General features: G+C 67.2%; 15 protein-coding genes. 12 read left to right on the top strand and 3 right to left on the bottom strand.

Annotation, left to right across the window (positions count from 1 at the left end):
- The first annotated feature begins 12 nt into the window (after positions 1-12).
- Genes CSC94_RS10530 through CSC94_RS10520 form a run of 3 tightly spaced genes read left to right on the top strand, consistent with a single transcriptional unit; the run spans position 13 to position 3,098 of the window.
- Entirely contained in the window at positions 13-759 is a 747-nt protein-coding gene (locus CSC94_RS10530) for a F0F1 ATP synthase subunit delta (RefSeq protein ID WP_099306305.1), read from the top strand.
- Positions 740-2,269, top strand: a complete 1,530-nt coding sequence (locus CSC94_RS10525; RefSeq protein WP_099306304.1) for a F0F1 ATP synthase subunit alpha — start codon at positions 740-742, stop codon at positions 2,267-2,269. Before CSC94_RS10530 ends, CSC94_RS10525 begins: the two co-directional genes overlap by 20 nt.
- A gap of 4 nt (positions 2,270-2,273) precedes the next feature.
- On the top strand, positions 2,274-3,098 hold the full coding sequence (locus CSC94_RS10520) for a F0F1 ATP synthase subunit gamma (RefSeq protein ID WP_099306303.1): 825 nt from the start codon (positions 2,274-2,276) through the stop codon (positions 3,096-3,098).
- A gap of 12 nt (positions 3,099-3,110) precedes the next feature.
- On the opposite strand, the gene CSC94_RS10515 is transcribed toward CSC94_RS10520, so the two are convergent.
- On the bottom strand, positions 3,111-4,025 hold the full coding sequence (locus CSC94_RS10515) for a LysR substrate-binding domain-containing protein (RefSeq protein WP_099306302.1): 915 nt from the start codon (positions 4,023-4,025) through the stop codon (positions 3,111-3,113).
- A 277-nt stretch (positions 4,026-4,302) separates the two neighbouring features.
- Here CSC94_RS10515 and katG point away from each other — a divergent pair, with 277 nt between their 5' ends.
- The 5 genes from katG to modC all read left to right on the top strand — a co-directional run bounded on the left by katG (position 4,303) and on the right by modC (position 9,605).
- Positions 4,303-6,480: a catalase/peroxidase HPI gene (gene katG / locus CSC94_RS10510; RefSeq protein ID WP_099306301.1), complete on the top strand. Its 2,178-nt coding sequence runs from the start codon at positions 4,303-4,305 to the stop codon at positions 6,478-6,480.
- Positions 6,481-6,599: 119 nt separating this feature from the next.
- The gene (locus tag CSC94_RS10505; protein WP_099306300.1) at positions 6,600-6,974 is read left to right on the top strand and encodes a winged helix-turn-helix domain-containing protein; all 375 of its coding nucleotides are present in this window, start codon (positions 6,600-6,602) and stop codon (positions 6,972-6,974) included.
- 72 nt (positions 6,975-7,046) lie between these two features.
- Positions 7,047-7,823 (top strand): molybdate ABC transporter substrate-binding protein, encoded by a 777-nt coding sequence (gene modA, locus CSC94_RS10500; RefSeq protein WP_099306299.1) that lies wholly within the window; start codon positions 7,047-7,049, stop codon positions 7,821-7,823.
- A gap of 4 nt (positions 7,824-7,827) precedes the next feature.
- On the top strand, positions 7,828-8,526 hold the full coding sequence (gene modB, locus CSC94_RS10495; protein ID WP_099306298.1) for a molybdate ABC transporter permease subunit: 699 nt from the start codon (positions 7,828-7,830) through the stop codon (positions 8,524-8,526).
- Positions 8,523-9,605, top strand: coding sequence for a molybdenum ABC transporter ATP-binding protein (modC, locus tag CSC94_RS10490; RefSeq protein WP_205853288.1), 1,083 nt, complete (start codon positions 8,523-8,525; stop codon positions 9,603-9,605). Before modB ends, modC begins: the two co-directional genes overlap by 4 nt.
- Before the next feature lie 12 nt (positions 9,606-9,617).
- On the opposite strand, the gene CSC94_RS10485 is transcribed toward modC, so the two are convergent.
- On the bottom strand, positions 9,618-10,013 hold the full coding sequence (locus CSC94_RS10485) for a DUF3775 domain-containing protein (RefSeq protein ID WP_099306296.1): 396 nt from the start codon (positions 10,011-10,013) through the stop codon (positions 9,618-9,620).
- A 238-nt stretch (positions 10,014-10,251) separates the two neighbouring features.
- Here CSC94_RS10485 and CSC94_RS10480 point away from each other — a divergent pair, with 238 nt between their 5' ends.
- Together CSC94_RS10480 and CSC94_RS10475 are read left to right on the top strand one after the other, a co-directional pair.
- A complete protein-coding gene (locus CSC94_RS10480; protein WP_099306295.1) occupies positions 10,252-11,022 on the top strand; it encodes a response regulator transcription factor in 771 nt (256 codons plus the stop codon).
- A 236-nt stretch (positions 11,023-11,258) separates the two neighbouring features.
- Entirely contained in the window at positions 11,259-12,068 is an 810-nt protein-coding gene (locus tag CSC94_RS10475) for a Crp/Fnr family transcriptional regulator (RefSeq protein WP_099306294.1), read from the top strand.
- A 14-nt stretch (positions 12,069-12,082) separates the two neighbouring features.
- Here CSC94_RS10475 and CSC94_RS10470 read toward each other — a convergent pair whose 3' ends face one another.
- Entirely contained in the window at positions 12,083-12,748 is a 666-nt protein-coding gene (locus CSC94_RS10470; protein WP_099306293.1) for a phosphoribosyltransferase, read from the bottom strand.
- Positions 12,749-13,142: 394 nt separating this feature from the next.
- On the opposite strand from CSC94_RS10470, the gene CSC94_RS24615 reads away from it, so the two are divergent.
- Entirely contained in the window at positions 13,143-13,475 is a 333-nt protein-coding gene (locus CSC94_RS24615) for a type II toxin-antitoxin system MqsA family antitoxin (RefSeq protein WP_165784398.1), read from the top strand.
- A complete protein-coding gene (locus tag CSC94_RS10460) occupies positions 13,472-14,038 on the top strand; it encodes a hypothetical protein (protein WP_099306291.1) in 567 nt (188 codons plus the stop codon). Before CSC94_RS24615 ends, CSC94_RS10460 begins: the two co-directional genes overlap by 4 nt.
- Positions 14,039-14,135 lie beyond the last annotated feature (97 nt).

Raw genomic sequence — 14,135 nt, 5'->3', positions numbered from 1 at the left:
GGAGACACCGGCATGCCCTTTGACTGGTGGACGTTCGCGTTCCAGTTCGTGAATGTCATCATCCTCGGCTGGATCCTCGCCCGGTTCCTGTTCCGGCCGGTCGCCGGCATCATCGCCGAGCGGCGCGCGGCGGCGGGCGACGCCCTGCGCAAGGCCGAGGCGCTGAAGGCCCAATCCCAGGCGGCGCTGGACAAGCTGGAAGCCGAGCGCGATGCCATCGCCCAGAAGCGGATGGCCATGCTCGAGGAAGCCCGTGCGCAGGCCGAAAGCCAGAAGAAGGACCTCGTCGCGCAGGCACAGGCGCAGGCGGCGACCATCGTCGCCCATGCCGGCGAGGACGCCAAGCGGCAGGAAGCCGAAGCCCGCCTGGCGGTGCTGGACGATGCGCGGCGGCTGTCGGTGGAAATCACCGGCCGCCTGCTGGCCAACCTGCCGAACGACGCGCGCTTTGCCGGCTACGCGAGGCGCCTGGAAGCCGCGCTTTCGAACCTCGATGCGCAACGGCGGGCGGCGCTGATGAACGAGCCGGACGCGCTGGAACTCGTCGCCGCGCGCCCGCTGAGCGCTGCCGAAACGCGGCAGGCGCGGAAGGCGGCGGCGGCCCTGACGGGCGACGAAATGGCGATCCCGATCCGCACCGACCCGTCGCTCCTGGCCGGGCTCGACCTCGCCAGCCCGCACGGAACCGTGCACAATTCGCTTCGCTTCGACCTCGACCGCATTGCAAGGGCGCTGGACGATGAACTCCGCGGACAATGACAGCCCGGCAGCCGGGTCAATCGGGCTCGACCGCCTGATCGGCAGGGTCGGGAGGGTGGATCTCGGCGTCGTCACCGAGGAACTCGGCCAGGTGCGCGAGACCGGGGACGGCATGGCCCATGTCACCGGCCTCGACGGGGCGCGGCTGGGCGAGACGCTGACCTTCGACAATGGCGGGCACGGATTCGTGCTCGACCTGGAACCGGGGTGGCTGCACGCCGTCATCCTCGACCAGGCCGAGGGCATCGAGGCCGGCACCATGGTGCGCCGGACCGGCGAGATGACCAGCGTTCCGGTGGGCGACGGCCTGCTCGGCCGGGTGGTCGATCCGCTCGGGCGGGCGCTGGACGACGGCCCGGCGATCAAACCGGTCCGGCATGATCCGGTCGAACGGCCGGCACCGGCGATCATCGACCGCGACTTCGTTTCCCAGCCGGTGCAGACCGGGATCCTGGCCGTGGATGCGCTGTTTTCCATCGGGCGGGGACAGCGTGAACTGATCATCGGCGAGCGGGCGACCGGAAAGACAGCCATCGCCGTGGACACGATCATCAACCAGAAGGCCAGCGATATCGTCTGCGTCTACGTGGCGATCGGCCAGACGGCGACCTCGGTCCGGCGCGCCATCGAGGCGGTGCGGACGCACGGCGCGATCGAGCGCTGCGTCTTCGTGGTCGCGGAAGCGGCCGCCGAACCCGGCCTGCGCTGGCTGGCGCCGTTTGCCGGCGCGACCATCGCGGAATTCTTCCGCGACCGCGGTCAGGACGCGCTGATTGTCTACGACGACCTGACCAAGCATGCCGCGACGCACCGGGAACTCGCCCTGCTGGCACGCCAGCCGCCGGGCCGCGAGGCTTATCCGAGCGATATCTTCTACCTGCATGCCCGGCTGCTGGAACGGGCAGCAAAGCTTTCGGCGGACCTTGGCGGCGGATCGCTGACGGCCCTGCCCATCGCCGAGTACGAGGCAGGCAACCTGTCGGCCTACATTCCAACCAACCTGATCTCGATTGCCGACGGCCAGCTCGTCCTGTCCAGCCAGCTGGCGACCGGCAACCACTGGCCGGCCATCGACATCGGCCTGTCGGTCAGCCGGGTCGGCGGCAAGGCCCAGCACAAGGCGCTCAAGGCTGTCGCCGGGCGCGTGCGGCTGGACTATGCCCAGTACCAGGAGCTGAAGATGTTCGCCCGCTTCGGCGGTTTCGCCGACGACGCGCTTAAGCAGCGCATCGCGCACGGCGAGCGCATCGCGGCGCTGCTGAAGCAGCCGCGCTTCTCGCCTCTGCGGCTCGTCGACCAGGTGGCGCTGCTGACCGCGCTGAACGACGGCACGCTGGACGGCCTGGCACCCGGGGACATCGAAACACTGAAGCCACGGCTCGCCCACGCCGTTGACAGCGAACCGGCACTGGCGGGGTTCGGAAGCAGCGAGACCGCCCCGGCGCCGGATACCCGGACTGCGCTTTCAGGCGCCGTCGCGGCAGCGGCCGGCAAGAACCGGCAGGGGTGAGCGCATGGAACTTGCCGCCATCAGCCAGCGCATCGAGAACACGCGGCAGATCGAGAGCGTGATCGTCGCCATGCGCGCCATCGCGGCCAGCCACCTGCAGGAAGCCAGGCGCCACGTCGCGGCGATCCGCGATCACGAGGCCTCCGTTGCCCTCGCCATGGCGGAAGCGCTGGCGCTGCCGGAGGCAAACGGGCTTGCGCCGCCCCCCGAACAGGCAGCCGGGGCTGCGTTGCTGATCGTCGTCGGGGCCGGACAGGGCTTCTGCGGGCTGTTCAACGACACGATCGTCAACGCCGCCCTTGCCGGTCTCGACGCCGGTGGTGAGCTCATCGTGATCGGCCAGCGCTGCGCGTCGGAGTTCCAGGCGCGCAAGGTCGCGATGGGGCTGACCTTCGCCCAGTCGCCGCGCGCCAGCGACGTTCCGCGGCTCGCCAGCCGGATCGCCGATGCCTTCTACGAACGCATCGAGGCCGGCGGCATTGCACGCGCCGTCATCCTGCACGCGGACCCGGATGCCGACCAGCCGGTCCGGCGGCCCCTGTTCCCGTTCGATTTCACGCGCATCGGCAAGCCGGTTGGCCACACGCGGCCGCTGACACAACTGCCGCGCGCCCTGCTGCTGGAAGATCTCGTGCGCGAATACGTGTTCGCAGAGATCTGCGAGGCGCTGATGCTGGGCTTCGCTGCGGAGAACAACGCCCGCATGCAGGCCATGCTGCGCGCCCGGGCAAACGTCTCCGACGTCATCGCCGGGCTCAGGCGCGACTACAACCAGGCCCGCCAGCAGCACACGACATCGGAAATCCTGGAACTGTCGGAATCGGTCTGAGCCGCGGGCCGGCTACCCGGTTTCCTCCCGGCTCCTGACGTCCTCTCCGGCGCGGCGGACGATGTCGGAAATCTGGTGAAGTTGCGCGGCCAGCGGGCTGGACTTGCGCCAGATCATGCCGATCGTGCGGGCCGGCTGCGGGTCCTTGAAATGGACCACGGAGACCGCTGCCGAGCGGGTCTCGACAGGAACCGCCATTTCGGGGATCAGCGTGACGCCGATGCCGGAGCCGACCATTTGCACGAGGGTGGACAGCGAACTGCCGTCGAGCAGTTCCCGCGGGCGGGCGGAGCGAAGGTTGCAGAAGGACAGCGCCTGGTCGCGGAAGCAGTGCCCCTCCTCCAGGAGCAGAAGGCGCATCTCGCGCAGGGTGTCGCGGTCCGGCACCGGCTTGTCGCGATCGGCGTCCGGGCGGACGAGCACGAACTTCTCGTTGAACAGGGCGACCTCCGTCAGGGCGGGCTCGGACACCGGCAGGGCAACGATGGCCGTGTCGATGCGCCCCTCGGCCAGTTCCTCGACCAGCCTCGAGGTCAGCGTCTCGCGGACGTGGATTTCCAGCCCGTCGTGCAGGCCGGAGAGGCTGGTGATGATCTCGGGCAGGAGGTAGGGCGCGATGGTGGGGATGACACCGATGCGCAGCCGGCCGACCAGCCTGTCGCGCGAGGCGCGGGCAAGGTCGCCCAGTTCATCGACGGAGCGCAGGATGTCGCGCACGCGCAGCGCGAATTCCTCGCCGAAATTGGTCAGGCGGACCTGGCGGGCGCCGCGCTCGAACAATTCGGTGCCAAGCGTCTCCTCCAGCTCGCGGATCTGCATCGACAGGGCCGGCTGCGAGATGGAACAGGCGTCCGCGGCACGGCCGAAGTGTCCGTGGCGGGCAAGCGCCTCGAAATAGCGAAACTGTTTGAGTGTCAGGTTCATCATAAGAAATACTTATCACGCCAATCAGGAAATCCAACTTAATTTAATCGCCCGGCTTTGCTAGTCTGCGTTTCGAGGAGATGAGGAGGAGCCGACGTTTGCCCGTCCGTCCTGATGCCACAGGTATCGGGGCGGGTTCATGTTTCCGCCGGACGACCGAATTGGCGTCACAAACGCGGAGCACGATACGACCAGCGGGAATTCCACCGACCTTTCGCGCTTTCTCATCGCTGTTGACAAACGAGTTCCAAACGCAACCGAGCCATGACCGGAGACAAACATGGATGTGAAAAATACAGACAAGACGGGCGGTTGCCCGGTGATGCACGGCGGCTTGACCTCCGTCGGCACTTCCAACATGGACTGGTGGCCGAACGGGTTGAACTTCGACATCCTGCACCAGCACGACACCAAGACCAATCCGATGGGCAAGGATTTCAGCTATCGCGATGCGGTCAAGTCGCTCGATTTCGAGGCCGTCAAGAAGGAAGTCCATGCCCTGCTGACCGAGAGCCAGGACTGGTGGCCGGCCGACTGGGGCCATTACGGCGGCCTGTTCATCCGCATGGCCTGGCATTCTGCTGGCTCCTACCGACTGGCCGACGGCCGCGGCGGCGGCGGCACCGGCAACCAGCGCTTTGCCCCGCTCAACTCCTGGCCGGATAACGTCAGCCTCGACAAGGCGCGCCGCCTGCTGTGGCCGGTGAAAAAGAAGTACGGCAACAAGATCTCCTGGGCCGACCTGATGATCCTGGCCGGGACGATCGCCTACGAGAACATGGGCCTGAAGACCTTCGGCTTCGCCTTCGGCCGAGAAGACATCTGGCACCCGGAGAAGGACACCTACTGGGGATCGGAGAAGGAATGGCTGGCGCCCAGCGACGGCCGCTACGAGAGCGTCGAAGACCCGTCGACGATGGAAAACCCGCTGGCCGCGGTGCAGATGGGCCTCATCTACGTCAACCCGGAAGGCGTCAACGGCCAGCCGGACCCGCTGAAGACGGCTGCGCAGGTCCGCGAGACCTTCGCCCGCATGGCGATGGACGACGAGGAAACCGCGGCTCTGACCGTCGGCGGCCACACGGTCGGCAAGACCCATGGCAACGGCGACGCCGGTGCGCTGGGCGCCGATCCGGAAGGCGCCGACGTGACGGAGCAGGGTTTCGGCTGGTCCAACCCGAACATGCACGGGAAGGCCGCCAACGCGGTGACCTCCGGCATCGAGGGCGCCTGGACCACGCATCCGACCAAGTGGGACAACGGCTACCTGAAGATGCTGTTCGGCCACGAGTGGGAGCTGCGCAAGAGCCCGGCCGGTGCCTGGCAGTGGGAACCGATCGACATCAAGGAAGAGGACAAGCCGGTTGACGCGACGGATCCGTCGATCCGCCACAACCCGATCATGACCGATGCCGACATGGCGATGAAGATGGACCCGGCCTACCGGGCGATCTGCGAGAAGTTCATGTCGGACTTCGACTATTTCTCCGACACGTTCGCGCGGGCCTGGTTCAAGCTGACCCACCGCGACATGGGCCCGAAGGCGCGCTACATCGGCCCCGACGTGCCGTCGGAGGACCTGATCTGGCAGGACCCGGTGCCGGCCGGCAAGACCGATTACGACGTCGACGCCGTCAAGGCGAAGATCGCCGCCTCGGGCCTGTCCATCGGCGACATGGTCTCCACGGCCTGGGACAGCGCGCGCACCTACCGCGGTTCCGACATGCGCGGCGGGGCCAATGGCGCGCGCATCCGCCTGGCGCCGCAGAAGGACTGGGAAGGCAACGAGCCGGAGCGCCTGGCCCGCGTCCTCGGCGTCCTGGAGCCGATTGCCGCCGAGACCGGCGCGTCGATTGCCGACGTGATCGTGCTTGCCGGCAATGTCGGGATCGAGAAGGCCGCCAAGGCTGCCGGTCATGACGTGACGGTGCCCTTCGCGCCGGGGCGTGGCGATGCCACGGACGAGATGACGGATGCCGACTCCTTCGACGTGCTGGAGCCGCTGGCCGACGGCTTCCGGAACTGGCTGAAGAAGAACTACGTCGTCAGCCCGGAAGAAATGATGCTGGATCGCAGCCAGCTCATGGGCCTGACGGCCGCGGAAATGACGGTCCTCACCGGCGGCATGCGGATGCTCGGCACCAATTATGCGGGGACCAAGCACGGCGTCTTTACCGACCGCGAGGGCCAACTGACCAACGACTTCTTCGTCAACCTGACCGACATGGCCTACAGCTGGCACAAGGGCGACGGCGACGTCTACGAGGTCCGCGACCGCAAGACCGGTGCCGTCAAGTGGACGGCCTCGCGCATCGACCTGGTGTTCGGCTCGAACTCGATCCTGCGCTCCTACGCGGAGGTCTATGCCCAGGACGACAACAAGGAGAAGTTCGTCAAGGACTTCATCGCAGCCTGGGTCAAGGTCATGAACGCCGACCGGTTCGACCTGGCGGCCTGAGGGCTGACATCGGGAACCTGACGGGAGGGGCGGCTCCGGCCGCCCCTTTCTTCTTGCCGGCAGGCCGTCGGCGCGGCCGGTGCTTGCGGGCGTTGACCGGTTGGTGCCATATCACCTGCATGAGCGAGACCCGATCCGACACGCCGCGCCTGCGCCTGCGAATCCTGTTCGGCGACGATGCCATGCTGGGCCCGGGCAAGGCGGACCTGCTGGAGCAGATCGGCAAGGCAGGATCGATTGCCGCGGCCGGCCGGACCATGGGCATGAGCTACAAGCGCGCCTGGAGTCTGGTGGAGGAGATGAACCGGGCATTCCGTGAACCGCTGGTGGAAAGCATGCGCGGCGGCAGCAGCGGCGGGGGCGCCAGCCTGACGAAGGCCGGGCAGGACGTGCTCGCGCTCTACCGCGCGATCGAGGAGGAAACGGCCGCGGCCAATGCCGGCCGCATCGCGACGCTGCAGGCGATGCTCGCCGATATGTCCGGCAGAAAATAACGTTTGCGTTTGACACGGGTGGTTGCGATATTTCCCGCCAGACATATTGGTGCATACGCGGAGACACGCCACATGCGACAACTGGCGAAGACGATCCTTGCTGGAATGCTGGCGGCAGTGCTGGCAGCCGGCACGGCCGTCCCTGCGCTGGCCGCGGATGTCCTGGTCTTCGCGGCTGCTTCGCTGAAAACCGGCCTGGACGAATTTGCCGCCCGCTGGCAGGCGCAGACCGGCAACACGGTGACGGTTTCCTATGCCGGCTCCGGCAAGCTCGCCAAGCAGATCGAGGCCGGCGCACCGGCCGACCTATTCATCTCCGCCAACACGGCCTGGGCGGACGAGGTGGAACAGGCCGGCCTCGTGGTGCCCGGCGGACGGCGGGACATTCTCGCCAACACGCTGGTGCTGATCGCGCACGGCAAGGACGCGGCGAGGGTCGAGATCAGGGACGGCTTCGACCTGCCGTCCCTGCTCGGGGACGGCAAGCTGGCCATGGCCATGGTCGATTCGGTTCCGGCGGGGATCTACGGCAAGGAGTCGCTGACCGCGCTCGGACTGTGGGACGTGCTGGCGCCATCGGTAGCGCAGGCCGACAACGTGCGCGCTGCGCTTGCCCTGGTCGCCAGCGGCGAGGCACCCTACGGCATCGTCTATGCCACGGATGCCGCGGCTTCCGACAATGTGACGGTGGTCGGCACGTTTCCTGCTGACAGTCACCCGCCGATCATCTATCCCGCACTGCTGCTGACCAATGCGGCCGACGAGGCCGACCGCGCCTTCTTCACCGCGCTGACCGGCACCATGGCGCGGGAAGCGTTCACGAAACAGGGATTCAGGGTCTTGAAGTGATCGCGTGACCGATTGGCTTTCTCCCCAGGAATGGCAGGCCGTGGCGCTGTCGCTGCGCGTGGCATCGGTGGCGACGCTGGCGAGCCTGCCGGCCGGCATCCTCGTCGCCTATGCGCTGGCACGCTGGCAGTTTCCCGGCAAGCAGGTCGTCAACGGACTGGTTCACCTGCCGCTCATCCTGCCGCCGGTCGTGACGGGCTACCTTCTGCTCCTGTCGATGGGCCGCAAGGGCTGGATCGGGTACTATCTCGACGAATGGTTCGGCATCGTCTTCGCCTTCCGCTGGACCGGCGCCGTACTGGCTGCCGCGATCATGGCCTTTCCGCTGATGGTGCGGGCGATCCGGCTGTCGATCGAGGCCGTCGACCCCCGGCTTGAAGAGGCCGGCGCGACCCTTGGCGCCTCGCCGGCCTGGGTGTTCCTGACGGTGACGCTGCCGCTCACCCTGCCCGGCATCATCGCCGGCGCGATCCTGGCCTTTGCCAAGGCCATGGGCGAGTTCGGCGCCACCATCACCTTCGTCTCCAACATTCCGGGCCAGACGCAGACCCTGCCCTCGGCCGTCTATGCTTTCCTGCAAGTACCGGGCGGCGAGACGTCGGCGGCCCGGCTGGTCGTCGTGGCCATCGCCGTCGCGATGTCGGCGCTCATGCTGTCGGAATTCGTCGCGCGCCGGGTGGCGGCGCGGGTGGGAGGCGGCTGATGCTCTCCGTCGCCCTGCGCCACCGGTTCCCGGGCTTCCAGCTGGATGCCACCTTCACGGTCCCGCATGGCGTCACCGTGCTCTTCGGCCGCTCGGGATCGGGCAAGTCCACCATCGTCAAGGCCGTCGCCGGCCTGCTGAAGCCCGACGAGGGCCGGATCACGCTGGACACGGATGTCCTGCTCGACACCGGACGCGGCATCGCGCTGGCGCCGCACCGGCGGCGTCTCGGCACGGTGTTCCAGGAAGGGCGGCTGTTTCCGCACCTGACGGTGCGCCAGAACCTTGCCTACGGGCGATGGTTCGCGCCGCGCGGCAGCCGGGCGGAGCGCGAAGACCATGTCGTCGAGATGCTCGGCATCGGCCATCTCCTGGACCGGCGGCCGGGCCTGCTCTCGGGCGGCGAGAAACAGCGGGTGGCGATCGGCCGCGCGCTGCTCTGCGCGCCGCGGCTGATCCTGGCCGACGAACCCCTCGCCGCGCTGGACGAGGCGCGCAAGGCCGAGATCCTGCCCTATTTCGAGCGGTTGCGCGACGAGGTGTCGGTGCCGATCCTCTACGTCAGCCATTCGGCCTCGGAGGTGGCGCGGCTGGCCACGACCGTCGTGGCGCTGGAGAACGGGGGCGTGGTGCGGCAGGGACCGCCCGAGGCGGTTCTCGGCGATCCGTCGGTCACGCCGCTCGGTTCGCGCGAGGCGGGCGCGCTGATCGCGGCGACGGTGGTGCGCCACCACGACGACGGCCTGACCGAGCTTTCCGCCGGCGGCACACCATTGTTCCTGCCGCACCTGGCCCAGTTGCCGGGCCAGCCGGTGCGCGTTCGCATCGCCGCGCATGATGTGATCCTTTCACGGCAGCGGCCGGAGGGATTGTCCGCGCTCAACATCCTGGCGGGAACGGTGGCGGAAATCCGTGAAGGGGGCGGCCCGGGGGCCATGGTGGCCATCGACACCCCGGCCGGTCGTGTGCTTGCCCGGATCACGCAGCGCTCCGTCGGCGCGCTGGGCCTTGCGCCTGGCGCGGCGGTTCACGCGGTGATCAAGACGGTCTCGGTCTCGCCGGCGGATATCGGCCGGTAGCGGACGAACCGGTCATTCGAGTTCGCCGGACTCGCGCAGCATCTCCCAGCCTTCCTCGATCTGTTCGGGAACGAGCGGGTGGGACAGCAGGTACTCGGCCGTCGAACCCTCGTGGCGCTCGTTGGCCATGGCCAGCGCGCTTTCCCATTCCTGCGCCTCGTAGTCGCCGCGGCCAAGCCAGCACAACGCGACGAGCGCGTCCTGCTGGTCATCATTCAGCGCCTCGATCTCCTCGACGACTTCCTCCCGGCTCAAGTCATCCGGCAGGTCCTGGAGGGCCGCGGAAACCTCATCATCGCCGGGATTGCCACCCGGATCGGGCACATCGTTTTCCTCGCGCGCCATGATCGCACGCAGCCTGAGCAGGATCGCGCTGAGTTCTTCGCTGTCGATGGGCAAAACGGCCATGTCCGCCTCCTCTGTTCACAGATACTCATCCTGCCACCCGGGCGGCGGCCGGCCATTGACCCAGGTCATGAGATACCGCGAAAGGCGGGCGGCACCAGGGCAACAGCCGCCGCTTGAACTGTTCCGGGGGCCGCCATTTGCACCATCGCCGGCGATCATTCATGACCGGTGCGGCGCGTTTTGGGCTTCTCTACATATTATGTTGTTATTATACATTCATCGGTAGCAGGGAGGAACCATGGACGACGCCGGGAAAGCCGATGAAAACGGAAGCTGCCGCATTCTCGTTGCAGACGAGGACGAGACCGTTCGCCGTTCGCTTTGCCAGGCGCTGTCGGATGCAGGTCACCTGACGGTTTCCGCCTCGAACAGGTCGGAACTGATGGACCTGATCGACGGGCAGGCGTTCGACCTCGTGACGCTCGACATCCCGTTCGGCGGGGACGACGGACTGGCGCTCGCCCATTCGCTGCGCATGCATCACAACATCCCGGTCATCATCATCACGGCCCAGGCGGATCCGATGGACCGCGTGGCCGGCCTGGAAGCGGGCGCGGACGATTACATCGCCAAGCCCTTCCACGCCCGGGAAGTGGAGATCCGCGTCCGCTCCGTGCTGGAACGCTACGGCCGGCTGCCGCACCCGCACGAACTGGCCGGGGAACTGTCGTTCGACCACACCGTCTTCAACCTCATGCGGCGGATCCTGCGGAAATCGGACAATCAGGAAATTCACCTGACGGAGACCGAGTTCAAGCTGCTCGCGCTTTTTCTCGACAATCCCGGCCGCATCCTGTCGCGCGACGAGATCTGGCAGAAGCTTCGCGGGCGCAACAGGAACCCGCTGGACCGGACGCTGGACGGCCATATCGCGCACCTGCGCGAGAAGATGGAAGCCGACCAGTCGAACGAAGGCCTGATCCGGAGCGTGCGCGGGGTCGGTTACGTCTTCGTCGGCGACGTTCGCCCGGCGGTGCGCGTGCCGTCGGACCCGGACGAGAAGAGCTGACGCAGGGCTTTTTCTGAGCCGGCCGGACCGGCGTGTCGCGGCGTCTCAACAATTCTCTACAAAAAATTCTTTGCCCAAAACGCCTCACGGTGGAATCATTTTCCAGTGTCTTGGGAAAACTCCCTGCGAGGAGGGCACGATGCACGGCCCGTGGCTCCAACCGCCAGAGCCTGGCGCGGGCGAAGACGAGAGGAAGTCGGCGGACCTGAGATGACCTGAGTCTGGGAGGAGCCGCCATGATGTCGAACCCGCATGTCCTTGCTTCCAACCGATGCGCAAGCTGCCCGTCACGGGCCTACGGGCCATGCAAGGGCGCCAGCCCCGAGGCGCTCCGGTCCCTCGCCTCCCTGTCGACCCCATGCGCCGTTGCGCCCGGCGCGACCATCATCGCGCAAGGCGAAACCGGGCAGCACATCGGCGTCGTCCGTTCCGGCATCGTCAAGATGACCAACACGACCGCCGACGGCCGCCACATGGTCGTCGGGCTCATCGAGGACGGACGCCTGATCGGCAACGCCTTCGAACAGGCCTCGCGATTTGCCTACGAGAGCGCGACGGACGCCCAGGTCTGCCTGTTTCCCCGGCAAGCCTTCCTTTCGCTGGCCCGGCAATGCCCCGACCTTTCCTGCTCGATCCTGGAGACGACCCAGCGTCAGGCCGAGGAAATCCAGGAATGGCTTACCCTGTTCAACTGCCGCACGACGCTTCAGCGGCTGGCCGGATACCTGTTCGCCCTGACCAGGCGGCAGCTCGGCGACGCGCCCGGGCGGGAACCGATCGACCTCAACATTCCCATTCCGCGCAAGGATCTCGCCGCCTACCTCGGCACGACGACGGAAACGCTGTCACGCAACATGCAGCAGCTATCCCGAAAGGGCATCCTCACGGTGATCGACGGCCAGACCGTCACCATCATCAGCATGGCACGGCTGCGGTCCATGGCCGCGCTCATCGGCGAGGAACTGCAATCCCTGTCGCACGGGCATGCGGCCGTCGCTGCGGGGGCCATCGCCGGCGAAACGGCATCACCGCGCCACGCCGCCTGAGCCATCGCGGCCCGTCATGACGGGCCGCGCGGACGCTCGGCGACACGGCGCATGATCTCAACGACCTCGTCGTCCCCGACCTGCGGGAATGCCTCGTAGTGGGCGCCGACCGCGAGGAAATTCGCGGGAACCTCCAGACAGACAACCTCGTCGGCCAGCGGCCGGAGCTGCTCGAGCGTGTCGGGCGGAGCGACGGGCACGGCCAGCACGACCGCAGCCGGGTGGCGGTGTTTCAGCGCCCGCAACGCGGCGAGCATGCTGGCGCCGGTCGCGATTCCATCATCGACCACGACCGCCGTCCTGCCGCGGGCCGACAGGGGCGCACGACCGCCGAGATAGAGATGCCTGCGGCGCTCGATTTCCGCGAGATGCGGTTTTGCCATCGCTTCCACCTCCGCCCGGCCGAGGCCGTAATACCGCGCAACATCCTCGTTGATCGCGATATCCGGCGCTTCCCCGTCGACGACCGCGCCGAGCGCCAGTTCCTCGTGGCCGGGCGCACCGATCTTCCGGACGAACAGCAGGTCCATCGGTGCGCCGGTGGCGGAAGCGATCTCGGCGGCCACCGGCACACCGCCGCGCGGCAGGGCGAAGATCACGGTGCCGGCGGGCTCCCTGGGGCCGAGCGCGGCGGCGAGCCGGCGGCCCGCATCGATCCGGTCGCTGAACATCGCCATCATCGTCACTCCCCTGTTCCGGTGTCTCTCCTGCCGTGGCGCCGGCCATCCGTCCCGGCGTCGACCGTACGATCGGCGGCACATCGGCGCCCGGCATTGACGGGCATCATGCGCCCGCCCGTGACAGGATTGATACCCGTCAATGCTGCAAGCCGGTTTTGGACAAACATGGATATCATGGGATGGTCGCCATGGCGCGGAGCCTGGAGGCCCGACCATATCAGTCGGCGTCCGGAGCAGTTCTTGCCTGCACCGTTCGCAGTCTGGTGACGATGATCACCTCTTGCTTCGTCCCGGGATGCAAGCCCCACCGTACCGGGATGAATTGCCGCTCACGCGGCGCCGGCGGACGATTGCGAGCCCCGCAGTCGCCCGCCGCTTCCCTGGGAGTGCAACGATGACGGAAACGCCGCACAGGGCAACCCCGCCGGAGCCGGCCCACACCGGGGAGAAGGCTGCCGACGAGGCACTTGCCCATTGCAGTGTCTGCGGGAAAAACGCGCTGGAAAAGGTCGTCACCTCCGTGGTCTTCTACTGGGAGGAGACTCCGGTCATCGTGGACAAGGTTCCGGCCCTGATCTGCCGGAACTGCGGCGAACAACACCTTGAAAACCGCGTGGCCGACCAGCTCGACCGGATCCGCAGAACGGCCTCGAACATGACGCCGGTACGCCATGTCAGCGTGCCGGTGATCGACTATGCCGACGCAGACCGGGAGGAGCCGGCATGACGCGGCGGTTGTCCCGCCTCTTCGTTCTTGCCAGCATCGGCCTGGCCTTCACGGTGGCAGGCGCGCGTTCGGAGGACCGGTTCGCCTTCATGCCGGATGGCGGAAAGGCGCTGCTTGTCCGACTGTTCGGCCCTGACGGAAAACACCAGGACCGCCTGGGCGAGATGCTGTCGCTGAAGGGTGAAGCGGACGACTGGTCGCAACGGCTGGCGCCGCTGCTGCCGGAAGGTACCGGGGAGCAGGCAGCGCAGACGCTCGCCGCCTACCTGGCAGGCAATTTTCCACCCGACGGTGCCGAGGCTCTTGCCGCCGATCCGCACTGGCCGGACCGGCTGCCGAAGGACGGCAAGGACCTGGCCGTCAGCCATTGCGTGACCTGCCACTCGTTCATTTCCCACTACCTCATGCAAAAGCGGAACGCCCGGTTGTGGATGCTGACCTTCGCCATGCCCTTCCATCGCGCGATCGCGATGAGCCCTGCCGAGCAACGGACCTTCGCCGATTACTCGGCCATCAACATGCCCCTGCCCCGCTCGGCGATCCCGAAGGACTTTGAGGACTAGAGAAAAGATTTGACCCTTGTCATGTCGCCGACCGGCCCGAGCCGCCATTCTTGACAAAAGCGATGATCGAAGGATGCCAGAATGGACGCCGCATGTT

Origin of the sequence: Zhengella mangrovi (genome assembly GCF_002727065.1) — a bacterium.
GTDB lineage: Bacteria > Pseudomonadota > Alphaproteobacteria > Rhizobiales > Rhizobiaceae > Zhengella > Zhengella mangrovi.
The sequence above is the reverse complement of the archived record's forward strand: the minus strand, read 5'-3'. Positions and strand labels throughout refer to the sequence as shown.